The sequence below is a fragment of the Desulforhabdus amnigena genome, from assembly GCF_027925305.1.
Classification (GTDB): Bacteria; Desulfobacterota; Syntrophobacteria; order Syntrophobacterales; family Syntrophobacteraceae; genus Desulforhabdus; species Desulforhabdus amnigena.
This window is the reverse complement of record NZ_BSDR01000001.1, coordinates 2,069,977-2,094,809: the sequence shown is the minus strand read 5'-3', so window position 1 is coordinate 2,094,809 and position 24,833 is coordinate 2,069,977. Positions and strand designations below refer to the sequence as shown.

General features: G+C 50.7%; 19 protein-coding genes. 4 read left to right on the top strand and 15 right to left on the bottom strand.

Annotated elements, in window-relative coordinates; all coding sequences use genetic code 11:
* Nucleotides 1-5 precede the first annotated feature (5 nt).
* Nucleotides 6-1,322 (bottom strand): histone deacetylase family protein, encoded by a 1,317-nt coding sequence (locus QMG16_RS08960; protein ID WP_281793633.1) that lies wholly within the window; start codon nt 1,320-1,322, stop codon nt 6-8.
* A 109-nt stretch (nt 1,323-1,431) separates the two neighbouring features.
* The gene (locus tag QMG16_RS08955; RefSeq protein WP_281793632.1) at nt 1,432-3,138 is read right to left on the bottom strand and encodes a hydantoinase/oxoprolinase family protein; all 1,707 of its coding nucleotides are present in this window, start codon (nt 3,136-3,138) and stop codon (nt 1,432-1,434) included.
* Nucleotides 3,139-3,299: 161 nt separating this feature from the next.
* Between QMG16_RS08955 and QMG16_RS08950 the strand changes: the two genes are divergently transcribed.
* Nucleotides 3,300-3,605, top strand: a complete 306-nt coding sequence (locus QMG16_RS08950) for a hypothetical protein (protein WP_281793631.1) — start codon at nt 3,300-3,302, stop codon at nt 3,603-3,605.
* A gap of 162 nt (nt 3,606-3,767) precedes the next feature.
* Complete coding sequence (locus QMG16_RS08945) at nt 3,768-5,330, top strand: sigma 54-interacting transcriptional regulator (protein ID WP_373878730.1); 1,563 nt, start codon at nt 3,768-3,770, stop codon at nt 5,328-5,330.
* A gap of 103 nt (nt 5,331-5,433) precedes the next feature.
* Here the strand turns inward: QMG16_RS08945 and QMG16_RS08940 are convergent, their stop codons facing one another.
* Nucleotides 5,434-6,444, bottom strand: a complete 1,011-nt coding sequence (locus QMG16_RS08940; RefSeq protein WP_281793629.1) for a rod shape-determining protein — start codon at nt 6,442-6,444, stop codon at nt 5,434-5,436.
* Between the two features lie 480 nt (nt 6,445-6,924).
* On the opposite strand from QMG16_RS08940, the gene QMG16_RS08935 reads away from it, so the two are divergent.
* On the top strand, nt 6,925-8,316 hold the full coding sequence (locus QMG16_RS08935; RefSeq protein WP_281793628.1) for a D-alanyl-D-alanine carboxypeptidase family protein: 1,392 nt from the start codon (nt 6,925-6,927) through the stop codon (nt 8,314-8,316).
* 9 nt (nt 8,317-8,325) lie between these two features.
* On the opposite strand, the gene QMG16_RS08930 is transcribed toward QMG16_RS08935, so the two are convergent.
* From QMG16_RS08930 to QMG16_RS08920, 3 genes are all read right to left on the bottom strand, one after another.
* A complete protein-coding gene (locus tag QMG16_RS08930) occupies nt 8,326-10,176 on the bottom strand; it encodes a SpoIIE family protein phosphatase (RefSeq protein WP_281793627.1) in 1,851 nt (616 codons plus the stop codon).
* A gap of 150 nt (nt 10,177-10,326) precedes the next feature.
* On the bottom strand, nt 10,327-10,818 hold the full coding sequence (locus QMG16_RS08925; RefSeq protein WP_281793626.1) for a Crp/Fnr family transcriptional regulator: 492 nt from the start codon (nt 10,816-10,818) through the stop codon (nt 10,327-10,329).
* Complete coding sequence (locus tag QMG16_RS08920; protein WP_373878729.1) at nt 10,799-13,306, bottom strand: ABC transporter ATP-binding protein/permease; 2,508 nt, start codon at nt 13,304-13,306, stop codon at nt 10,799-10,801. Before QMG16_RS08920 ends, QMG16_RS08925 begins: the two co-directional genes overlap by 20 nt.
* A 202-nt stretch (nt 13,307-13,508) precedes the next feature.
* Between QMG16_RS08920 and QMG16_RS08915 the strand changes: the two genes are divergently transcribed.
* Nucleotides 13,509-13,841: an STAS domain-containing protein gene (locus QMG16_RS08915; protein ID WP_281793624.1), complete on the top strand. Its 333-nt coding sequence runs from the start codon at nt 13,509-13,511 to the stop codon at nt 13,839-13,841.
* Between the two features lie 20 nt (nt 13,842-13,861).
* Here QMG16_RS08915 and QMG16_RS08910 read toward each other — a convergent pair whose 3' ends face one another.
* The 9 genes from QMG16_RS08910 to nfi form a co-directional block, all read right to left on the bottom strand.
* The gene (locus tag QMG16_RS08910) at nt 13,862-14,305 is read right to left on the bottom strand and encodes an ATP-binding protein (protein ID WP_281793623.1); all 444 of its coding nucleotides are present in this window, start codon (nt 14,303-14,305) and stop codon (nt 13,862-13,864) included.
* Between the two features lie 115 nt (nt 14,306-14,420).
* A complete protein-coding gene (locus QMG16_RS08905) occupies nt 14,421-15,644 on the bottom strand; it encodes an ABC transporter permease (RefSeq protein ID WP_281793622.1) in 1,224 nt (407 codons plus the stop codon).
* Nucleotides 15,641-16,855: an ABC transporter permease gene (locus QMG16_RS08900; protein WP_281793621.1), complete on the bottom strand. Its 1,215-nt coding sequence runs from the start codon at nt 16,853-16,855 to the stop codon at nt 15,641-15,643. Before QMG16_RS08900 ends, QMG16_RS08905 begins: the two co-directional genes overlap by 4 nt.
* Before the next feature lie 3 nt (nt 16,856-16,858).
* Nucleotides 16,859-17,530 (bottom strand): ABC transporter ATP-binding protein, encoded by a 672-nt coding sequence (locus QMG16_RS08895; protein ID WP_281793620.1) that lies wholly within the window; start codon nt 17,528-17,530, stop codon nt 16,859-16,861.
* A 104-nt stretch (nt 17,531-17,634) separates the two neighbouring features.
* Entirely contained in the window at nt 17,635-18,819 is a 1,185-nt protein-coding gene (locus QMG16_RS08890; RefSeq protein WP_281793619.1) for an efflux RND transporter periplasmic adaptor subunit, read from the bottom strand.
* Between the two features lie 49 nt (nt 18,820-18,868).
* Complete coding sequence (locus tag QMG16_RS08885; RefSeq protein WP_281793618.1) at nt 18,869-20,152, bottom strand: TolC family protein; 1,284 nt, start codon at nt 20,150-20,152, stop codon at nt 18,869-18,871.
* A gap of 322 nt (nt 20,153-20,474) precedes the next feature.
* On the bottom strand, nt 20,475-22,289 hold the full coding sequence (locus tag QMG16_RS08880; RefSeq protein ID WP_281793617.1) for a hypothetical protein: 1,815 nt from the start codon (nt 22,287-22,289) through the stop codon (nt 20,475-20,477).
* Between the two features lie 426 nt (nt 22,290-22,715).
* Nucleotides 22,716-23,987 carry a tetratricopeptide repeat protein gene (locus QMG16_RS08875; protein WP_281793616.1) on the bottom strand — a complete coding sequence of 424 codons (1,272 nt, stop codon included), beginning with the start codon at nt 23,985-23,987 and terminating at the stop codon, nt 22,716-22,718.
* 157 nt (nt 23,988-24,144) lie between these two features.
* Entirely contained in the window at nt 24,145-24,825 is a 681-nt protein-coding gene (gene nfi, locus QMG16_RS08870; RefSeq protein WP_281793615.1) for a deoxyribonuclease V, read from the bottom strand.
* Nucleotides 24,826-24,833 lie beyond the last annotated feature (8 nt).

Here is a 24,833-nt window from a genome sequence, read left to right as displayed (position 1 = left end):
AAATTCTAAACCTTCTTTACAAAATATTGATCGTGTGTTCGATCCTGCAAAAAAATCTGATGATAGATTTTCTGGTCTGCCGAATCATACCATTTATAACCCATTTCCTGGCATTCTTTGCAGGCTTTCCTCGGGATGTGCACCGCATAGATATGGTAGCCCGTGTCCGTTTCGGAATCAATGGCCAGGACTCCGCTGCAGTCCGGGCAGACTCGCAGGTTTTCCCTCTGAGTTTCCAAAATGTTGTCCGTATCATAAAAGATAGAGCGGCCCCGTGAAACAAATGGTTTTCCCGCCAAGTATTTTTCTCTGATTTCGGGTCCTTTTTGCCAGCAATCCATCACCTCCGCAACCACCTCTTCAATCTGCCGGGTGATGCCTCTGGACTGGCGGATTCTGTCGGGGTGGTAATCGGGTTCTTTCACCTTGCTGAAATCCATGCCGGCCAGGGCCATGATGATTCCCACATTGATGTAGGGAAGGGCGGTCTCGATGGAGTAACCTCCTTCGAGAACGGCGATGTCCGGTTTCAGGCGCCGGGTGAGCTCCGCATATCCCTGGGCAGAAAAATTCATGTTGGTGATGGGATCCGTATAATGATTGTCCTGCCCGGCGGAATTGACAATGATCTCCGGTTTGAATTCTTCCAATATGGGCAGAATCGCATTGTCCAAAGTGTATAGAAAACCTTCTTCGGAAGTTTGGGGAGGGAGGGGAATGTTGATGGTCGTTCCCGCAGCTGTGGCGCCTCCCATCTCATAGCAAAAGCCCGTCCCCGGATAGAGGGTGCGTCCGTCCTGGTGCAGGGATATAAAAAGGGTATCCGGGTCATGCCAATAAATGTCCTGCGTGCCATCTCCATGGTGACAATCCGTATCCACGATGGCCACCCGATCGATGCCATAGGCCTCCCGAAGATATTCGATCATGATGGCTTCGATATTGATGTTGCAAAAGCCCCGTGCACCATGAACCACACGCATGGCGTGATGTCCGGGAGGACGAACCAGGGCGAACCCCCGTTCTATCCTTTTTTCCATTACTTCCGTACCTATGGTTTTCGCGCCACCCGCACTGATGAGATGTGATTCCGTCAGGACGCTCCATTCGTCGGGAACACAAAAATGAACCCGCCTGACATCCTGGATCGTAGCCAGATCGGGCTTGTATTCCACAATTCCATCGATATCCAGCAGGCCTTCTTCAAAAACCTGATCCTGAGTATAGAGCAAACGTTCTTCGCGTTCGGGATGGGTGGAGCTGATGGCCCAATCGAAGGCGGGAAAGAAGACGAGACCGGTTTTTGATATTGCGCTAAGCATGGTTTTGCTCCTTTGGCTCCAGCCAGACTGATGACTGAGAGGCTATCCAAGACCCCCTCACCCCGGTCCTCTCCTCAAAATGACGAAGGAGGTTTTGGGATAGGCGCAGCTAAATGGTTCCAGGAAGGGGGCAAAAGTTGAAAAGTTTTTCCGCCATATCACGGAATTCCGGGATGAGGCCGGGTTTGATCTGAACTTTTACGCGAATGTTTTTGCCGGTAGTGTAGAAGTCGCGCACCATGTTGAATTGTATGTCTTCTAAAACCTCCACTTCCACTTCAGATTCGGAAGCTCCCTCCTGCAAGCACTTGTTCTTCAGGAGTTCAAAGGCGAGGTTCACCGCCTTCTGGTGATCGAAATCCTTTTTGACCTGTTGATAAAAATCCTCTTCGGGGGCGATGGCGATTCCGCGTTCCGTGTCCGCAAACAGAGTCACTTCACACGTATTCTTGGCCAGAGCCGCACCAATGGCGTTGGCTACATGCCACTGCGGCACCACATGCACTTCAAATTCGGTCATTGCCGCAAGACGAAATGCGAAATAGGGAGCAGGACCTCCCAGGACCAGGATTTCTTTGGGCTTCACCTGATAGCCTTCCAGAAGTTCTTGCACGGTGTAAACAGGCTTGCTGTTGATGTCGTCAATCATCCTGGCCGCTTCTTCCAATATCTTGTTACAGGCCAGGTCAAAGATTTGGTTTGCGGTTTCTTCGATGGATGTTCCCTGTTGCCTGGCGAGAGACTCTATGCCTTTTTTTGCGGCCTCAACATCTCCGTTGGTGGCTTTTCCCAGCACAAACAGTGCGTCGGTGGTGGTGGGAACGGGCCCCCCGTAAGCCATAGCCCGCCCTTGTCGGTCGGGACCTATGGTCAGCTCGCCGTTCACCACCCGTACCGTGCTGTCACCACCAAGACCGATGGAGCGAGTCTTTAAGGAACGGATCAATGTCTTGTAACCGCCCAATTCGCAGCCCAGTGGGTCCAGGAGAGGTACGCGGCGAATGAGTATGGCCATGTCGGTGGTGGTGCCTCCAATGTCCAAAACCAGAGTTTCCTCGGTCTCCGAAGCAAAAGGCAGAGAACCCATGACACTTGCGGCAGGCCCCGAGAGGATCGTCTGCCCCGGAGAATTCAGGGAAGCTTCAAGACTCATCGTTCCGCCATCTGCCTTGAGTATAAATATGGGGATGTGAAGCCCTTTTTTCTGGAGAGAATCCTTGACCGCCTGAAAAAACTTCTTGTGAATGGCGTAAACGGAGGCATTCAGATAAGTCGTGGCAATACGGCGGGGAAAACTGAGATTGCCGGAAAGGCGATGTCCCAGAACCACGTTTTCAAAATCATCGCCCAGGATCTCTCGAATGAGAATTTCATGTTTGGGATTACGAACGGAAAATTTGCCAACGACTCCCACATGCCGAATCCCCTCGGACCTGAGAAGCGAAGCAATGGCCTCGATCTCCATGGAATCGATGGATTGAATTTCCCGTCCGCGGTGGTCAATGGAACCCGAAACGGTGTAATAGTGCTTGTTGGTCCGAAAACACTCGGGATCAATCCCAGGACCGGCGGAAACGATCATTCCTGTTTCCTCGAGTTTCCCTTCCGCTATGGCATTGGTCGTAAGTGTGGTGCTCAGGACCGCTCGACGAATGGTTTCCGGCGGCACATCACGCGTCACTTCATCCAGTGCAGTCCATACACTCCCAAAGAGATTGGAAGGATCTGTGGGGACTTTGGTCTGACGAAGAATACAGCCTTCGCCTATGAGAACCACGTCAGTGTGAGTGCCACCTACATCAAGCCCTATTATCATGGTTTTCCCCTAAATATTCAAGATAGATCGATGTGGTTCATCAAGACTTTATTTAAAAATTCAAGCACTTAAAGTAAATTGCTCCAAGGCTTTGCAGTTCCGCCTCGCATATCTTTCATTGTCTGTTTGTCTTCTGTCCAAAAATGCTAACGGAAAGGTGGATGCCTGTCAATGTAACTGTTTATGAAAATGCAAGATTTATACTTTTTGCACCGTGTGGATTTCCTACGAAAAAGCTTGAGAAAACAGCACAACTCATCTTCGATGGGGAAGGAAAATTTACATTTATGTCTAGAAAAAGAGAAATTGAGCACATATTGAACAAAAATGTACTGGTATGGATTTTCGAACTCCTCCCATTACGAGCGCAATGGAGTGAGAACCTCGAAGCACTTCGAGACGAACATCATGCCCCAGCGTGTCCGCATTTTCGCGATTCATTTTCCGCTCCATTTTTTAACTATTGAAAAGTTCAATTAAAAACCGATCTTAATGGCAGGATCTTTCCGTGAATTGGCGCAAGTGACTTCATCTCGTCAGTCGAATCGATCCCGTTGCTCCTGAGGAACCAGGAACCATGCGGTTGGAATTCTGAAAAGGCATGCTTCTTGCTCGATTCAACCTTCATTATGGAAAATAAAATATGTGAACTCGAATTAAAAGTCCTCTACGAGATCAGCCGTATCATCGGGCAGGTTCTGAATCTGGATCAGGCCCTCGAAACCATTTTGGGAATTCTTTCGGATTCCCTGGCCATGAAGCGAGCTACGGTAACCCTGAAGGATGAAGAAACCGGCCATCTCCTCATTTCTGCTTCTCATGGTCTCAGCACCACGGAGAAGAAAAGGGGGGTTTACCGTCAAAACGAAGGGGTGACGGGCCTCATCTTTCGAACGGCCGAACCCTTTGTGGTGCCAGACATCAGCAGAGAACCTCTTTTTCTCAATAAAACCAAATCGCGTCGCATCGAAAAAGACCGCATTTCCTTTTTGGGTGTTCCCATAAAACTACACACATCCCCCATCGGGGTGCTCAGTGTGGACCGCCTCTTCGGAAAAGACATCTCCTTTGAGGAAGATATCCGATTTCTTTCCATCGTGGCCACACTGATCGCGCAATTTGTCAGTATCAACCGGCAGGTCAAAGCTCGTGAGGAGGTTCTGAGAAAGGAAAATATTTCTCTTCGGGCAGAGCTTTCCGAAAGGTTCAGCCACTTTTTCATGATCGCCAAAAGCCGGACAATGATCGAAGTTCAGGAAATGATCAAGAAGGTGGCCCCGAGCAAAGCCTCTGTATTGCTTTTGGGCGAATCGGGGACAGGAAAAACTCTCATAGCACGCATCATCCATGAATTGAGCACCAGGGCAAAGTATCCCTTTGTGAAAGTCAATTGTACTTCTCTGCCTGAAAACCTGCTCGAATCGGAACTGTTTGGCTATGAAAAGGGAGCCTTTACCGGTGCGGTCAAAGCCAAAGTCGGCCGTTTCGAAGAAGCCGATGGTGGGACGATTTTCCTGGATGAAATCGGCGAACTCTCCCTGGCTCTGCAGTCCAAACTTCTGAGGTTTCTCCAGGAACGGGAGTTCGAACGCTTGGGCAGCACCAAGACCATAAAAGTGGACGTGAGAATCATCGCTGCGACCAACAAAGACCTTTCAGATGCCGTCAATACCGGTTCTTTCAGGGAAGATCTCTATTATCGTCTGAATGTTTTTCCCATTCATGTTCCGCCCCTGAGGGACCGCAAAGAGGATATCCCATCCCTTCTCGACCATTTCATCGATAAAATTTCCAAAGAATACGGACGCAGATATCGAATCACTCCCCAAGGGTTGGATGTTTTGACGAAATACGACTGGCCGGGAAACGTCCGTGAAATGGAAAATCTCATCGAACGCTTGGCGATTCTGGTGGATGGCGTTGAAATGGATGTCAAGGACCTTCCTTCGCATCTGTATTCCGGTGAAAAAATGACGCAGTTGGATAAACAGGATTCATTGTCTCGGCTGGAGGAGATGGAAAAGAAGGAAGTCGTAGCTGCTCTCGAACGCAACAAGTGGATTCAGTCTCAGGCCGCCAGGGAACTTGGGCTCACCCTGAGGCAAATCGGATACCGTATCAAGAAGTTTGGATTGGACGAATTTATAGACAAACGCAGGCAGAAGGGCGTGAGCACCAGAGAAAAAGGCTGAAGATTGAAGCCGGATGCCGTGTTTTGTGGCAGCTCAGATGATGATAAACGTCATGGTGATGCTTCCCTTGTGCGTTCCAGGGGAGCTCACAATAATTCCGATATCAATTGAGGAAGACGTCTCGATAGAAGTCAAACTGTTCGGTTACGGCTCCGGCCCCTCTTATCACGGCTCGCAGCGGGTCTTCGGATTTTTGCACTTCCAGTCCGGTTGCCTGATTGATCAAAAGCCTCAGGCCCTTGAGCAACGCTCCGCCCCCCGCCAGCCAAATGCCGTTTTCCGCAATATCAGAAGCCAGGTCGGGGGATGCTTTTTCGAGTACCCGCCTCACACCCTCCACAATGGCGCGAGTGGGGTCTTTGATGGCCTGGCGGATATCGGCATCCGTAATGGTGACGACCCTGGGCATATTGCTGGCGAGATCTTTGCCTCTGAGTTTCACCTCCAGGGGCTTTTTAAGGGGTACGGCGGAACCGATCTTTATTTTGATGATTTCCGCCATGGAGTCACTGATGTTCATATGATGCTCCCGGCGAATATAATTGCAGATCGCTTCGTTGGCCTCGTCTCCGGCAATACGCAAGGATTCGCTGCAGGTGACGGTAAAGTTTGAGATAATGGCCACTTCAGTGGTTCCCCCACCGATGTCCACGATCATTTGTCCCTTGGCCTGGTCTACGGGGAGGCCTGTACCGATAGCAGCGGCCATGGGTTCTTCGATAAGATAGACTTTTCCGGCTCCAGCTACCTCTGAGGCCTCTATGACCGCCCTCTTTTCAACCGACGTGATTCCCGCTGGAACTGCGATCACCAACTTGGGGCGGGAAAGGGGGACTCGCTTGAAAACCTTCCCCAAAAAAGTGCGGATCATGAAAGCGGCCGTTTCAAAATCGTGAATGACTCCATCCTTGAGAGGACGGACGCTGATGGTGTTCTTTCCGTGTCGACCTGCGAGATTTTTTGCCTCTTTTCCCACTGCGACGATTTTTTGAGTTTCCTTATCTAAAGAAACTATCGAAGGTTCATCCAGAACAACTCCCTTGCCTCGGATGTAAATTAAGGTGTTTGCCGTTCCAAGATCCATCGCCATGTCTTTGGACAAAAAATCAAACATTCGGCCGATCATTAAAGTTTTCCCTTCAGCTGGGGCGGTTGGGCTCCGATTAATGTGCTATCGAACATATTTGATCACGTGGAAGTGTATATAACAAATATATGGAGCTGTATGCAAACTGTAAGTAATGCAAAAAGCCTTCTTGTTGATTTTGCTTTAGGCTCAAAAGGACTGCCTCAAAATTTGTCCGGAGAAAAGGAGGGTAGCTCTTTCCCATACATTACGGATGGGTTTTCTGTTGACAAATGAGCGCTCTCTCACCATAGACTTATACACAAAGAATTTTTGATCTCAAGAGTTATCTCCATGAGCGGTAGGAATCGAACAGAAGAGTTGACAGAACGGCTTCAAGGACCCTCTCAGTGTGTTCATTTAGATGGGCAGGGCCCCACTCTGATCGATGTGATCCAAGGTGGCAGGTTTCCCATGGGCGCATGGGGTGTAAGAAGAGTAAAATTCTATTGAATGAGGATTTTGGATATGAAGACGAAACGGGTCATCGTTTGGATGGTGTGGGTTGTCACAACTTTGTTCATTCCGAATTTGATTTATGCACTACCGTTCAATATCAACGCCCGTTCAGCCATTCTCATCGACACACGCGACGAAAGAATCCTCTACGAGAAAAACGCTGATAGTCTCATAGCTCCCGCATCCATCACCAAAGTCATTTCCCTTTTTCTGGTTTTCGACGCTATACGGGAAGGACGTGCCCGTTTGTGGGATACGGTTGTGGTGAGCCCCAGGGCCGCCAGTACCGGCGGATCGAGAATGGGGCTCAGAGCCGGTGATGAAGTTCCTTTGGAAGAGATCATCAAGGGGATGGCGGTGGTTTCGGGAAACGATGCCTGCGTTGCCGTGGCGGAACATCTTGCCGGCAGCGTTGAACGCTTTGTGAAGCTCATGAACATTAAAGCCCGGCAGTTGGGCATGCGCAATACGGTTTTCATGACCCCCAACGGCCTTCCCGCTAAGGGACAGCTCACTACCGCCCGGGATATATCCAAACTTTCTCTGGCCTATTTGCGACGTTTTCCGGAGTCTCTCTCTATTCACTCCATGTGTTCTTACACCTACCGGACTTCGACTCACCGTAACGCCAACAGGCTTCTGGGAAAATGTCCCGGCGTGGACGGCATCAAGACCGGCTTTGTCTGTGCGTCCGGTTACAACCTCTCCGCCACCGCCAAGAGAGGGAATGTCCGTCTTCTGGCGGTAGTTATGGGAGCTCCTTCTGCCGGTGTTCGTGCGATCGAAACGGCAAAATTGCTGGAATACGGTTTCCAGGTTGTCGGTGAAGATGGTCCGCAGATCAGGGAAGTAGAAGATTTTGACAGCCCTGGAAGAATAAAGATCGCGACAGATTCCACATTTATGGGTGTGCCGCAATGTGAACCCGAGAGGAAGTCAAAAGTTGTAAAAGCGATCAGATATGAAAATGCAAAACCCGAGGAGGCGGATGGTACCTCATCAGTAGCCAGCAAGAGATCAGAAAAATCTTCAGTGGCCAAGAAGAAGACCGTATCGAGGAAGGTGATGTCTGCTGGAAAGACTGCGGGTGTGAAACAATCCGTGGCTGTGAAGAAGAGTGTTGTCGCGAAGAAAACGCAAACGGTAGCCCAGGCCAAGACGTCCGCAAAGGCAGGATCCGGCAAGGAGGCCCAGGTTGCCAAGAATGCGAGCGTAGTGCAGCAGAAGGCCGCAAAGAGTGTGAAGACGGCAAAACCAGTGACGGAGGAAAAAAAGAAGATCGTGGCGGTCATTCCCAATGTCAGCAAGGCAAAACCGTTGGCACCCTCTTCCGCCGGAAAAACGACCATCATTCAAAAAGCTCAACCTCGATCCCAAAGCACCAAGGAAAAAAAGGGATAAAAAGGGCAATCATTCTGGTTTGACTTTTGCCACCACCAGCGTGATGTCATCTTCCTGTTGTTTTGTCTGGCGGAACGCTGCAAGGTCCTCTGTTATGGCGCGAATGATTTCGCCGGACGGTTCGTGGCAGTGCCGCCGAATGACCGCCCTCAGCCGATCCATGCCAAACGCATCCCCCTGGGGATTTTCCGTTTCCCAGATTCCGTCCGTTCCAATGAACAGAACCTTCGACCTATTCCAGCCGCTGTATTCGTATTCCTTGAAAGGACGGGTTTCGTCCAAGCCGAGGGTTATCCCTTCGCCCCGCAGTTCCTCGAAGGAGTCGGTTTCCCAATCGTATACGAGGCCGGGAGCATGCCCCGCCCTCACCCAGTGGATTGTATTCCGCCGGAGGTCCAATACTGCCAGAAAGAGGCTCATGAAGTCGCCCGTCCTGGATGTATCCATGCAAAGGAGGCGGTTCACGTCGTTCATGACATCCGAAAGGCGTCCTGGCTGAGTGATCCTGCTCCGCAAGAGGGCCCGGGCCGTGGTCATGAACAGGGCAGCGGATATGCCGTGCCCTGCGACGTCTCCCACAGCTATGCCCACCCGGCCTTGCCATTCGGAAAAGCTAAGAAAGTCGTAATAATCACCTCCCGTTTCATCACAATAGATGCTTGCGCCCGCCAGATCCAGCCCCGCTATTTCAGGCGGTTTTTCAGGGAGCAGGTTCTGCTGCACTTGCATGGCGAGGTCCAGAGCTTCCTTCAATCTCAGCCGTTCATCGAGCTGCAAGACCATCTGATTAAAGCTTCGAATCAATTGCCCCACTTCATCTTCTCTTGCAACAGGGAGAAGGGTGTCGAAATGTCCCTGAGCTACGTTTGCGGCTGCGTCTGAAACTTTTCGAATGAAAGAAACGGCCCGCCCCGCCACAAGCCGAATCAACAGGAGAATAAAAAGAAGAAAGCCGGCCAGTATAAGAAAATAAATCGCACGAAAGCGCAGAAGAGGAGCCAAAATGTCTTTTTTGTGGGCCACCACGACCAGGCTCCAGGGGGCCTCTTTGAGTTTGTAAAAGCCGACGATCTCGTCAGGTGCATCTTTCGGCAAAAGGATATTTCCTGCCGACGGTTCTTGCTGCATGTCCTTTATGGCCGCCTTGACCGCATCTGTGTAGCAGGTCTCCTCCGTTTTCTCGGCAATGCTGCAGGCAAGCACTTTCCCTTTTTCACTCACCAAAAAGGCTCTCTCGTTCGCTGACTGAGCAGCGGACAAGGCGCCCTCAATGAGATATTTGAAGCGAATGACCACTTCAAGGCGGCTGACGGCCTTTCCCTCCTTATTGAGAAGATCGGAGGAGAGAGAGACTGTCTCGTGCTCCACCAGCGTATCGTAGCGGGGAAGGGTAATGTCAGCTATTTCCGCCCGCTCAAAATCCATCATCCCCATCCATGCTCTTTCCTGTGGACGGGAGGCTCCCCGACGCCACATGTAGCAATTTTCTGCTTTTGGTGAAAGAATGCATCGATCCAGTTGCGAAACAGCCTTGAAGCCTTTATCCAATTTGACCAGTTCGACGCGATCGACCCCTCCGACGTCCTCCAACTGTTTGATCAGCCATTCCCGGATAAAATCCGCCTCCGGTTCTCCAGCCGTATTGTGATACATCTTCATCCAGTCCTTCGGCTTGGCCAGACGCATGTCCACGTCATGGGCCGCATGCGCCAGGGACAGAACGGCCGTATTTTTCCACTGGGCGATCAGGTTGTTTCTCACATAGAGGAAAATCATCAAGCCCATGGCCAGGAGCAAGACGGCTACCGGCAGCAGCAAAAAGAGCGAGAGGCGCTGTTGCATGGTCTTAATCTTCAACATTTTATTCTCTTCCTCGAATTGATAAATGGTCTTTCAGAAGCTGCTTCCAACCGCGACATTGGAGGCAAGAGGCCGCTCCTGAGAGACCGTCGAGTCATGATTTGCTGCGCATCGTCAGGTCTGGCTGTAAGGCTTGCCAACTCTGCCCCTTTACAGCAGGCTGACTCCCAGACTTCGTTTACAATTTTCGCAGCTTGGAACATGTTCGCTGATAAAATTTGATTCCCATTCGTAGATGCTCCATGCGAGCCTCTCAAAAACCTTGTTGCCGGCAGAGGGAAACTGAGTCAGGGTCTTTTGAAATTTTTCCCTGGTGATGACGAGACATTTCACTTTCGACTCGGCCTGCAAGGTGAAGAGGCGTTTCATGTCACAAAAAAGGGAGAACCCCCCGATGAAATCCATCTCTCCGACTCGTCGAAGTATCGCATCCCCGTTCTTTTGCATCAAGAGCCTCGCTTTGCCTTCCAGAATCAGATAGGCCTGAGGGTCTACTTCCTGCTCTGCAAAAAGGATCTCTCCCGGTTGGAAGGACCTTCTTTGGCAAAGGTAGGCCAGCACCTTGAAGGGTTCGATGGGTATCCCTGAAAACAAGGGGATTTCCATTAGTATTTCCAGGTTTTCATGGTATTCTCCGGGCACTTGTTTTTCCTCCGCCTACGAGTTCAAAGAGCATCCCTTTTTTTGCCATCAGTTCGTCATAGGTTCCAATTTCCACGATTTTGCCGCCTTTCATGACGGCCACTTTTTCAAAATCCTTTATCATCTCCAAACGGTGCACCACGGAAATGATCGTACTCCGTCCCTTCCATTTGGTGTCGAGGAGGTTCTGGATTCGCTTTTGCGAGGCATTGTCCAGGCCCGAAGTCGCCTCATCCATGATCAGAATGGATGGTTTCTTCAGGAGGACCCGCGCGATGGCCAGCTTTTGGCGCTGGCCTCCCGAAAGGCGGTCCCCTTTGGTTCCCACGTTGAAATGCATCCCAATTTCGAGAATTTTTTCCAGGAGGTCTTCCTCGATGAGAAGCTGGATGATGCTGTGATAGATGTTTTCCTGTGCCTTGGGACGCTCGGTCCTTGCCTTCCCGAAGAGAATGTTGTCCAGGATCGTCTGGGAGTGGATATAATCGGACATTCGATAAAAAGTGATCGCATCCGGTCGTTCCGCTTGGATTTTCTTCATAAAAAGAAACCGGCCTTCCAGAATCATCGGCTCCAGGATCTGAGGGAGATCCACCATCTTGTGTGTTCCGGGATTGAAGCGGAGAGCGAGCTTGAGCAGCCGGCTCCGATCATCTTCCGTCAGGGCGGAAAGGCTCAAATCCTTGGCATGAGCCGACACTTTCTTGTAATCATTCAATTCTTCAATAGATATGGGACTTTGCTCGAAAAAAACCTCATCGGGCGGCAAGTCTCCCAAAATATCGATTGCCTGAATGGCAAGTTCTCTTCCAAGATGGATCAGAGGCATCTTGAGCTGAACTTTATCCAGGAAATCCAGGAAATACGAGTTGGTGGACAGGTTTTCTTGTGAGAAGGCATCGATGTTTGCATTGCCGAAGGTGAGATTGGTTGCGATGGAGGAAAAATAGAGGTAACGGTGCTCGTCGAAGAATTCAACATCGTCGCGCAGGGTTTCACTGAAATGCTTTTGGAAGTTTTCCCGCACCCGTATGAGCCTTGAAACCAGCTCTTCTTCTTCATGGATGGGCAGTATGGCCTCGAGCCCGAAACGGAGCACATCGATAAAAAGACCTACCTGCTGGACCACTTCGATCATCTCGTCCACTGTGGGCAATGGGCCGTCATCTTTTCCCACCAACGATTCGCATGAATAAAGGAGGTTTTCCCTGATTGTCCCATCAAAAATATAGTGGGTCTGCGACACGATTCCCACGTTTTGCGCAATATCGTACTTGGTCAGACCCGAAACTTCCTGGTCATCGATCAGGATGCTCCCTCCCGTATAACTGTAAAGTTGGGCGATACACTGGATCAAAGTGGTTTTGCCGCTGCCGGAAAAACCTACGAGAGCGAGCTGCTCTCCCCGCTTGAGATCCATATGGATGCCCTTGAGGAGTTGAGTCCCCCCTGGAGTACTGAAGGTGAGCTCCTTGATCTGTATATTGCCGTCAAGGTGCAAGGGAGGGCGGTCGGGCGCTTTGAGTGCGTGTTGCGGTTTATAGTCGAAGTATTCCATGAGTCTCTTGTAGCTCACATGAGCATCTTGATAGGTCTGATAAAAGTCCATCAGCTCTTTCCACGGATCATAGATTTTTTCATAGGTAGAGAGAAACGCCACCAGTGCGCCGAGATCGAAACGCCCTTTTATCGTCAAATAACCGCCCACCACAAAAAGGATGAAGGGTCCCAAATTTTGAAAGAAGTTGTTGATGGCCTTGATGCCGAATTTATAGAGATTCCAGACGACGCGCACTTTGAGAAGTTCATCCACCAACCGTCCGTATTTTCGATTTTCGATCTCATAGCCGGCGTTGGCGTGAACTTCGTGAATTCCAGAGACCGTTTCTCCGATTCTGCTGCTGAGGGTGCGGGTGATGTCGACGCGTTCCTTGTTGGCTTTATTGGAACGCTTTTGCATGCTGGGAATGATGAGGAGAATAAGGGGATAGATGACGATGCTCAGACCCGCCAGGAGCGGGTTCAGGTAAAACATATATCCTGCAAAGGCCATCAGAGTGAGCAGATTGGTTACGGGTACCGCCACCGCCTGCCCGACGAATTCGCTTGCGGCCACGACTTCCGTGACAACGGAAGAGACCACCATGCCCGAGGAAGCCTGGCGAAAGAAGCTTAAAGGGAGGGAAAGGATATGCGAGTAGAGTTCCTTGCGAATTTTGGCGAGCGCATGTTGGCTGATATAAGTTTGGATCGCATTGATGGCAAACTTCAGTCCCCCGGCGACAACCACGGCCGCCAGGTAGAGGGCGCAATATGTCAAAAGCAAATCGATCTCTTTGAGCCCGATAGCCTTGTTGATGATTCGCTTCTGCAGTTCCAATGGAAGCACTCGCACAAATACGGTCACTGCGATTACGATCAAAAGAGCGGCTTGCAGCCGTATGCTGCTGGTTTTGACCCAGTAGCTGAGCGGGCGTTTTGTAATCATCATTATCCTTTGATCCTTAGACTATGTAGTGCTTATCGGGGCTTTGAGATCCAGACCCTGTGGAATATGTCCATCGGTGCGTTGACGGTAGAGCAAGGTTCTTATATTTTTATTGAATCGATTGGATACCGGCCGTGATTCTTTTCGACCGGAACATGAATCAAAGTCCGAATAACTGTTCTTTCCAGGGGAGGCAAGTTGCATGGATGTCCTTCAAAAAAGACGGAATGATGTCATCATCTTGTTGTGCAGGGGGCGTTTGGATGCCAATACTTCACCCGAATTTGAAAAGGAGTTGTTCGACCTGATCCGGAAGGGGGAAAGTAAATTTGTTCTGGACTTCCAGGATTTGGACTACATTTCCAGCGCGGGATTGCGTGTCTTGTTGAAAGCCGCCAAGACGCTGAAAAGCAGCGAAGGACAAATCTCCTTTTCTTCCCTCAAAGACTATGTACGGGAAGTATTCGAAATTTCGGGGTTCGATACCATATTCCGCCTGCATGCGACCCAGGAAGAAGCTTTGAACGATTTTTGATTCCTCGGGGAAAGCTCCCTTCAATGCCGTAATTTGAAACTCACCTTAACGATGTTTGTCTCCCCCCGGCGTCTGTAGCTGTATTCGTCGGCCATACTCCGGACCAGCAAGATTCCAAGCCCTCCAATTACACGGTCGCGGATATCTTCAAAAATATCTGGGTTTTCTTGATCGAATGGATTGAATGGGCGTCCCCAATCCTGGATCACCAGGGAGAATTTTTCCCCTCCCTCCATAAAACACGCGACAGCCACCTCGCCTTGGATATCCGGATAGGCGTAATGAATCACATTGGCAAGCAGCTCCTCCAGAACCAGTTCGATCTTGTGGATCAAATCCTCCGGCACATTTCGCGGGTTGATTTCCTGCAGTAAGAATGCGCGGAATTTTTCCAGGGAATCTATGCTTGCCGGTAAACGAAGTGTCTTTATATCCTCGCCGACTGCAAAGGACTTATGGCTCATGATGAGCCCTCTTCCATAGCTTTTTCTGCTTCTCCCATCGCCCCCAACTCTTTGCCGTCTTTTTATCCTCTGTCGTCCCCTCCCCTCGATCATGAGATCCAAACGAGGCATGGCCTCAGGACCGAATGATGTCCACGGGCTGGATGGTCGTCGCTTTTTTGGAGGGGTAGATTCCAGCCAATATGCCGACCGTCACGGAAGCTACAAAAGAAATGACAAACCCGATGAGGGAAATACTGAAGGGGAGCTTTGAAACCTCGAAAACAAGAATACTGACCAGAAAGCCAAACACAACCCCGACCATGCCTCCTATGAGGGAGATGAACGAGGACTCCATGAGAAATTGCAGAACAATGTCCCTTTTTCGAGATCCCACGGCCCGCCTGATGCCGATTTCCACTCTCCGCTCGTTCACGATGAGAATCATGATGGACAAAATCCCGAGGGCTCCGATCAAAAAAGAGACAGTCGCCGATATCCGTCCGAGGATGCTGATCATGGATGTGGCTTGAGTCTTGAGAGCCATCACATCCTTTGAATCGATCACAGTGAAATCGTCCTTCTGACCCTCCCGGATCTTGTGCCTTTTTCTCAGGATTCCTTCTATCTGCGTTTTGGCACGGGACATATTTTCCGAACTGGTGGTCTGGACAAAAATCGTATTCACATATTCCTGATTGACAAAACGCCTGAGAAACGAATTGACCGGAATGAATATTTGATTGTCCTGGTCGACATTCGAGACATCCACTCCTTTTTCTTCCATCACCCCTATGACCTGGCAGGGGACGCGCCAGATCAGGATGTATTTTCCGAGGGGGCTTTTATCCCCGAAAAGTTTTTCCGCGACCTTCTTTCCGAGCACCGCCACTCTAGCGAGTTCCTGATCGTCTGCCGGTGAAAAAAAAGTGCCCTCCTGAACATGAAAGTTTCGGATATCCGGATAGTCCGCCGTGACTCCCGTGACTAGGATGGCGGAGAGTGTCGTGTTTCGGGAGCGGACCGGAAAGGGTTTTGAACTCGACGGAGAGGCACGGTGAACAAAGGGGGATTGATCTTCCAGGGCTTTGGCGTCCTCCAGGGTCAAAGTGGTGGCCTGAGTCAGCAACCGTGTGCTTGCTCCGAATCGAAGCACGGTGCCGCTCCGGACCACCAGGAGGTTCTTGCCGAGCTTCTCGATTTCCATTTCCCCCTTTTTTACAAGAGAGTCTGTCAGGTTGGAAACGAGAATGAGGGAGAATGTTCCCAGAAAAACACCCAGGACTGCGAGGGACGTCCTGAGTTTGAAGCTGTACAGGGAACGCAGGGCGATCTTGAGATTCAAAATGATCCGTCTCATCTTCTCAACGCCTCGATGGGTTCCAGGTTGGCGGCGCTGGAAGCCGGTTGCAAGCCGAATCCGATCCCTACGGCCCACGCGAGCAACAATCCTGTGGCGAAGGCTTTCCACGAAAAGTGGATGGGAAAGTCAGCGACAAGGGTCAGAAGTTTGGCTCCCCCCAGAGCCAGGATGAACCCGGCCAGGCCGCCCAGGGTCGTAATGATGACGGCTTCGAACAGAAACTGAAGACGAATGTCGCTTTTCCTGGCGCCAACCGATCTTCTGATGCCGATTTCCCGTGTTCGTTCCCGAACGGAGAGAAGAAAGAGATTGGCCAATACGAACCCCGCCACAATGAGAGAAATCACCCCCACGATTCCCAGAAACACCACGAGGGAACCCGTGAGCGCCACAAGGAATTTCGTGATTTCCTTGGGGGAAATGACTCGGAAGTCATCCGGTTCCTCCTCGGCAAGCCTGTGCCTCTGCCTGAGGAAAAGCCGGATTTCTTCCGAATATTCTTCGAGCCGGCTGGGGTCCACGAATCTGGCCCGAAGCACCGACACATACTTTGTCTCGTTTTGAATCTTTCGCATCACGGTGCTGATGGGCATGATGATGCGGTCATCGAGGTTTGCCCCTGTCGGGGTGGTCCCTCGCGATGAAAGTACGCCGACAATCTGAACGGGGATGTTTTTGACGAGGATATATTTCCCAACGGGTTCTTCAGGTCCGAAAAGTTGGTCCGCGAGGTAGGGGCCGATGAGACCCACATTGCGAAGGCCCTTTACATCCTCCAGCGTGAGATCGGAGCCCTCTACGACGGGCCAGGTCCACGCGCGGCTGTAATCTGCCGTTGAACCCACCACGAGAGTTTGATTTTTCTTGTTTTTGTAGGAGACCGTTACATCGCGGACGGAAGTCATGGGCACCACCACGTAGGCGCTGGGGAACGCTTCCTTGATGGCAATAACATCATCGAGGGTAATGGTTTTTTCCCTCTGGCCGATTGCCCTCGATTCCTCGCTTCCCCCCACTACCAGGAGAGCGTCAGGCCCAAACATTTCGACCATATCATAGGCGGTCTTGTAAGCCCCTTCCGTTGCAGCCACGATGATGGTGATGGAGGAAACCCCAAGCGCCACGCTGGTCAGGCAGAAAATAGTCCTTAATTTAAAGGCTATAGCGGCTTTGCCCGCTTCATGGAGGATCTTGATCAACCGGTTCATGCGTTATTCTATGATTCGCCCGTCGCTTAGCCGGATCATTCTTTTTGCAAAAGCCGCGGTGTTGACGTCGTGCGTAATGAGAATCACCGTTTTCCCCTTGCTGTTCATTGCGGAGAGCAATTGCATGATTTCGTTTGCCGTCTTGCTGTCCAGCTGTCCTGTAGGTTCATCCGCAAGCACGAGCTCAGGGTCATTGACCAGTGCCCGTGCTATGGCCACTCGCTGCTGCTGGCCGCCCGAAAGCTGATTGGGCTTGAATTTGGCCCGGTCTTCAATGCCGGCGAGCCTGAGCAATTCCATGGCCCGTTTCACGGGGTCTCCCGACTTTTGCTTCTCGGTATAGAGTGTTGGAAGCAAAACATTTTCCAGCACTGTTGCATAGGGGAGCAGATAGAAATTCTGAAAAATAAAACCGATATGTTCGTTTCTGAAAGTGGAAAGCTCATCGTCGGAAAATTGGGATACCAGTTTGTCCGCGAGAATATATTCGCCCGATGTCGGAACATCCAGGCAGCCGATGATGTTCATCAGGGTCGTTTTTCCGGAACCGGAAGTTCCCATGATGGCTGTGAATTCACCCCGTTCGATCTGGAGATTGATTCCTTTGAGGATTTCAACCTCTTCTTCCCCAATGATGTAGCTTTTTCTGATGTCTTTTAGGAAACAGAACGGCATCTCTTTCTTTCGAATCGATCATTGTGAACGTCTCTAAATTCCTATCTCAAAACCTCTTTCGCCCTTTTGGGTGCTTGTTTCACATGGGATGCTTCCGCATCTCTTTAAGGCTTTGAAGAGACGGGCAATATGATCTTGGTGGCCAGCACTTCACCTTCCGTTGCTCCGGAAACGATTTCCGTTTGTTCTTCCCCACGGATGCCCGTTTTCAATTCCAGCTTCTCCACTTTGTTTGGACCGATCACTTTGTAGGCGATCTGCTTTCCCGCTTCGAATTTGACGGCCGCATTGGGTGCGGTCAGTATATCCCTTTTTTCTTCGTAGATGATCTTGACATGGCTGGTCATCTCGGGTTTTAGGAATGCTGCATCGTCTTTGGGCACCTGGACGATGGCGAGATAGTAGACGATGTTGTCCTTGACTACGGGTTCCGGATTCAGCCGGTGTATGGTTCCATGAAAGATCCTGTCCGGATAGGTATCGACGTAGTATTCCACCGATTGCCCTGTTTTTGCCTTGCCCACATCGGTTTCATCGACATAGATCCACATTTCGAGGAGCGTCGGATCGATGACCGTGACCAGGTTCGCCACTTGAAGTCCCGTGACGATCGTTTCACCTTCTTGAATGGTGACATCGGACACGAGCCCGTCTATGGGAGCATAAATTCTAGTATACGAAAGGTTCACTTCCAATTGTTTGATCTGGGCCGCCGCTTGGTCCACATTGGCCCGTGCGATATCCCCCTGAGTTTTGTATTCTTCCTGAAGCCTCTTCAGATTGGCTTGAGTCGCGTTGAAATCGCTTCGCGCTTTATCCACTGCGTCCGCCGTGGTGTAGTCTTTCTTTATAAGCTGTTGTTCTCTTTCATAGTTCAATTTGTTATAGGTGAAACTGGCCCGTGCCTCTTTGATCCTTTCCGGATACGTCCGTTCCACCTGAAGCAAGGTGTTCTGAGCGGAGGCCAGGGCCGCCCTCTGGCGTTGAATGGATTGCAGTATTTCCCGGTCGTCGATCAAGGCGATCAGGTCTCCCTTTTTTACCCGGTCCCCAATTTTGACATTCATTTGAACGACGGTTCCCGTGATGCGGGCCCCTATCTTGACCAGAGCTCCCACCTGAGACTTGATGATCCCTGTTTCCACCAGGACTCCACGGATGTTTCCCCGTTCCACCTTTGCCGATTCCAGCACTTTTACTTCCGATTTTGGGAAAAACTTCTTGTAGAGAAAAAAGCCGACGGCACTGCATGCGATGATGAGAATGAAGATGAGTGAAAATTTTTTCACTGAAAAACCTCCTCGAGGTAATCCTGTGTGTCATGGGATAAGGCATGTGTCAGTACTGGAAGGATTCCAGCTTATCGATTCCTGCAATACGCTCGAGCAGCGATTTGGCCAGGATATGATTGAGCTTCGAGGTCGTGAGCTGCTCCCGCGCCGTGGAGAGAAAACTTTCCGCCTGTACGAGGGAAAGTATATCCCCCTTCCCGACTTTGTATTCGCCAAAGGCCTGAGAATAATTCTGTTCCGCCTGGGCAAGCTGCTCTTGGGCGACGGAAATATTTTTGGAGGCCGTCAGAAAATCTTCATATGCTCTCTTTACATCGAGAAGGAGCTGGCGGATCGTTTCATTTATATTCTCTTCCGAAACATGGATTTCAAGTTGAGCAGATTTTGTCCGATAGAATTTTCCCAATTCAAAAATGTTCCAGGTCGCTTTGATGCCAACGGATCTGTCATCGATAGCCCTGTCCGCGTCTGCCCGTGAATAGCTTGTATTGGCAGTGATATCCGGGAAAAAAGCGCTGATCTCCAGGGACTTGTTCTGTTTGGAGATCTTGAGGAGGTCCTCGGCCTGTTTGATTTCCGGACGTTTTAGTGCCGCCTGGGAGAGAAGATCAAGGTGGGGAGCGGCCATTTCAAAGGATAGACGGCCGTCGAGATCGTACACCATGTTGAGGTCTCTTCCTAAAAGGGAGTTGAGGTTCGCGAGGCCAATGGCCAGTTCGCCTTCGGCCTGGACCAGCTTGAACCGTGCCTGTTCGAGTCGTACGGAAGCCTGAAGCACGTCGGAGAGTTTTGCTACACCAAACTTGTATCTTCCCTGCGCTACCTCGTGGTCTTTCCTTGCATCCTCAAGTTGGATCTTCCTCTGCTCCAGGATTTCCTTTCGTGCTATTGCAGTATAAAAGGATGATTTTACATTGAATTCCAAATCCAACAGATTCTTGTCCTGTTCCTGCCGGGTGATATCCAGGTTCAGTTCCGCGATATTCCTGTTGGCTTTTCTTCTGCCCCCGTCGAAGAGCAGGTAGGATAGGGTGACGTCGTAAGTGTTGAGATCAAAGTCTTCGGGGGTTGTGTCGTGATATTCCTGAGATGTGGATGTATCCAGACTCGGGAGATAGGGGGAAAGAGATGCCTTGTAGAGGTTCTCCGTGGACTGGACCTCGAGTTTCGCCGCTTTATAAGATGGTAGATTTCTTTCGGCGAGGGATATGGCTTCATCGATATTGATGGAATATCCCGGACGTGGGAGCATAAGGATAGAAAAAGCCATTGCAATGACATGGAAAAAAACGGGGAGGGTGATACGTAGGTTCTGCAAAAGAATATTCACTTCCAGTGCACCTCCGTTGAGATTTACATCCAGTCTTGCCTTGTTCTGTCAGGTGAATGGGCGGCTTTGGAAGCCAGGCGGCTGCCCACCTTTATCTATCTTTTGTCCTCTGAGGATTGTTGCGGCAGATTCGGCAGAAACAGAATATTTTGAAATTTCAGATTCACCTGGAGGGATACGACACGGAAAAGCCGGCGGCCATTCAATGGAAAAGGGTGAAGACCTGAAGACAAACCGCACTGGCACTCCGCCTTGAACAAACCACCGGGTGCTTCTCCATTCTTTGCGCTTCATCCGTCCATCTTCAGGATTCACCCTGGAGTCAAAATATCGTTTTGTAACGTTCCGTCAAGGCTTCCAGCTTTTTCCTGCTGTTGCCAAGGTCTTGAAACATCCTGTCGCGGTATTCCTTCGACTCATGCGTCATCTTTGGGATCAGCTCCTCATAATAGGCGATCCCCCGCACGAGGTTCTCCCTGAATTCCCCGAAGTACTTTATTTTCTGGTCGTTGGCGGAAGGCAGGGACTCCTTGATTTCTCGTTCCAGGTAATCAATATACATATTCAATTCGGCTATGAACATATTGGGGCGTCTTTTCCCTGCTAGGATGTTTATACGCCCATAAATATGATCTACCATCTCCTTCAGGGTGAAGGCTCTTGAAAAATAAGCCAGGTTGGGACCCGGGCAAACGGCGGGAGGGCAGGGCAGATCGTGCGGTTCCGCAAGCCCGTGGGCCAAAATGGCGGCACCCCCGAGGTCATTGCAGAGGCAGGCTTTTGCCATAACGCTCTCACACGCGGTCTTTTGCGTTTCGGGATCCAGATTTTCGCTGGTGATCTGCTTCAGCTTCTCCTTTTGGTAAAGGCGCGATGCGAGGCAAATGGGTTTTTGGGAAAATTCCGTATTCGAGACCAGATGCCCCTTGCTGCAGGGGCTTCCGGGTTTGCCTGCGTTGATCCTGGCAAGCTTTGCTTCCTCGCTTGCGGAAGTTCTCAAGTTGTTGAAGGGAACCCCCAGAGGGGAAACGTCGCTCAGGAAAAGATCTTCTTCAGTGGCTTTGCAAAGTTTTTCAAGAGTCTTCTGATCCGTTGTCGTTGCTTCGGGAACCAGCAGGAAAGGGGTTCCCCACCCTGTCCCGTCAAGTTCGTAGTACTTCAGAAGGAAGTCGTTCTCCTTTGCTGTTCCGATGCCGCCCTGAGCCGTAAAGCGCACGGGGTGAGGCGAGCTGAAGGTCTTTTTCCCTTTTTGAGCCCGCGCTTTGTTATAGATTTCAAACAGAGTGTCAATCAGTTCCTGCTTTCTCTGTTTGAATTCCTCCAGGCTGGGTCCCATCAGATTTCCTCCATGGCCGAAAGCGTGTCCCCCACAGTTGAGGCCGGACTCGAGACGGTATTCGGACACCCACAGTCCCTTCTTGGCAAAAAACTTCCCCTGGGTCAAAGCGGAACGGTAATCGTTTACCTTGACGACGATTTTCTTTTTGATACACCCATTGTCGTCTGCGTGAAAATCTTCAAAATGTTCTGCATATCCATAAAGGCGACCATTGAAGCCCGCTGAAAAGACAATGGAAGAATGGAGCGTGCTGTTGGCATAGCCCCGCAAAGCGGCCAGCGCATCCGTGAATTCGCTGGGAAGAGGTTCCCCGTTTTTATCGTAATTCGTGCGATCCAGCTTGGTCATGATGTTGACGTCGATGGACCCCGGCTTGATCTTCTTTCTCAATTGATCCTGGGCCTTTTGCCTCTCTGTGGAATTCTTCATGGCGAGCATGTGCTCGTAGGCCTGCCTGAGAGGAGAGGAATCGGCCAGAAGATCGAAATACTTGGTGATCTCTGTGCCGATCTCGAAGGCGGATTCCTTCAGTTTTTCAAACTGTTCTTTGACGATTCGATCGAGCAGGTTGAGGTATTCCGTAATGCGATGTGCCCGCGCATCCTCGTCGCTCTTCTTTATAGGTACGCATTCTTCGCCCATCACTTTGCAATAAAACTTGCGCATTCTTTCAATCAGCGTATCGTCAACACACGAAATGACGGATGAAATCCCGTACCTGGCTACTTTTGCCGGTGATTCTATGGTGAATGCCGTTCCCATGACAGGGATGTGAAATGAATGTATGGATTCTGTCATATTGTCCTTCTCTTAGACTTCAGATTCATCTTTGCTATTCGGTCAGACGATGCACCGGGAAGCCAATGGCCTCCTCCAATGTCTGTATTTTCCATCCCCTCTGTTCTGAATGGAGCGTGATATGAAAAATTGAATTTTTCCGGGAAGATCTGCCATTCTTCCCGCATTTCTCGTTAGGGTTTTCACAAATGTTGCGCCCACAGCTTTCTGAATCTTGGCCCCGAATAATCCTGCACCAAAAGGAATCATGCGCATGTCCTTCGATACTTGGTACAATGGATCGGCTCGTGCCTGTCATTCATTAAGTCAATTTTACAGTCAAAGCTAGAAGATTACACTGCTTGGTGAAAAAAGCCAAGGAAAGGATGGTCGCATTGGGATTATTTGACTTCACCGCCGGAGAAATCTCTCTTTGTGCCTTGACGATCACGCAGTTCCCCGTGCCAGAATTCTTACCAAAGCCTCCCTGTCTTCCTCGGCAAAAAGCGTCGATCCTTCGAATTTCCCAGCAGGTTTACGAGAATATTTTTCAAGAAACCTGCAGAAAAAGGCGATAGGCGGTTCTGTCGTTTTTTCTTCGGCAGCTTCCACGGGGAGCTCCATTTCCGCCTCTTTGATCTCTGCCTCTTCCAACACCGCTTCGCTCCTGATTTCCTCCTCTGCTTCGAGTTCCTCAGCCTCAGCCTGTTGGATCTGAATGGCGGGAGCCTCAACCGTGGTTTCAGATAGAGATTCCCGCGCGGGTGCAGATGAAGAGGGAGCAAGCGACGGTTGAATGCTCTTATAAATCTTCAACAATTCTGTGGATCGCTCCGGTTCTCCCTTTTTGGCTGCAGCTTCGGCCAGTATCTTGTAGAGGACCGCATTTTTTTCCAGTTCCCCCCGCGCATCTGCGAGGATTTGTTCTGCCGGGCCAAAATCTCCGGATTCCCAAAGAGCCCACCCCAGGAGAATACGCCCTCGAAGGTTTTGCGGGTGATATCTCAGACCATTGCGGCACGTTTCGATCGCTTCCTGCCATGCGTGCCGTGAACAGAGCTCTTCCGCAAGAGCAACAAATGCCTTTGAGGTCGGATCGTGGCTCAGGAGTTCCCTGTACCAGTAAACCTTGTCCATAACATATCCCGCTTCCGCTGCCGAAGCCGGTGAAATCACCGACTCGGGTAGGGCTTCTTCTTTCATTGCCGGTGAAGTTTTCTCTGCCTTCTTAGCGGATTCAAGCTTGAACCCTTCAACTTGCGGTTCCATGACGGATTTCGGTTTTGATGCTGCGGGGGCTGCAGCCCCGGCTTGTGCGACCTCTGCTGTCGCCGCTTCCGCCTCAGCGGCTTGGGCCGGTAAAGATGCTTCCATGCCTTCCCGGTAGAATTCCAGGTAAGCGAGATATTCCTTCAAACCCTCTACGAACCTGGGCCCATACTCTTCAGCATCCATATTTTCACGGAGCCCCTTCATGGAAAGACTGAGAGTCGCAACCGCTTCTTCATCCCATTCGGGTGCGACGGCTTCAAAAAGAAATTCCTGAAACTTTACGGCGGCATTTGCCAGGTCAGTCAGTCCCAGCATGGCCGCTGTGCTGGAAAATTCGAGCAGGCTTTGTTTGACGGGTTCAATTCTCTTATCGTCGAGGCGCTTGATTCCCATGTCCAGAACCTCGACCAGTGCTTCCCAATCTTCCCGCATTATGGGGGCGCTCATGATGGTCTCCTTGGTCTTTTCTTGAAACTTCCGGGACAGAATAAGTTCCCACGAAAGGATTTAAAAGAATCTGCCCGCTACGGTCAAGGCCTAAAATGCAATCGGAGGAGTTTGCCGGGACTCGCTGTTTGGACTTTTGAGGACTTTGCCGTATGGTTCAAGTGGGCGAGAGGATCTGCCGACGCAATTGCGTGGCGAGGTTGTGAGCCTGCCGCAGGGGTTCGGGAATGCGGTAACGTCCGAGACAGTGTTGAACGATTTCGCGGGAACTTTCGAGGTCGGCCAGGTGGCCGGGCGAAATATAGATGGGTTTGACTCCGTCCCTGGAGCGGAATACGTAACCCACCACTTCCTCTCGAAGAATGAGAGGGGTATAGCTTCCTCGATGAAAGTCCAGAGAGGCGTGTTCTCCGCAGAGTCGCTTTTTGGCGCAGCCCACCGCCGGAATTCCCAAGCAAAGGCCGAGATGCGATGCCAAACCGAGTTTGCGCGGATGAGCGATTCCCTGACCGTCGCACAAGAGAATGTCCGGTGGGCGCTTCAAGCGTCGGTGAGCTTCCAGCAAAGGGGGAACTTCACGAAAGGAGAGCAGCCCGGGGATATAAGGGAAGAGGATCGGTGAGACGACATGGGAGGTCTCGATCAATTGCAGATCCGGCCAGGTGAAAGTCAGCATGGCCGCAACCAGCTGGTTGGTTCTGGCAACGTAACCGATATCGGCCGCTCCCAGAACTTCGAAATGCTCGGGGAGCGGCTTCAATTGTACATGTTGAGCCAATTCCCGCTGCAGCTCTATCGCCTCTTTGGGGGATAAATCCCATGCGTGGAGGCAAGTCATGGCTCTCC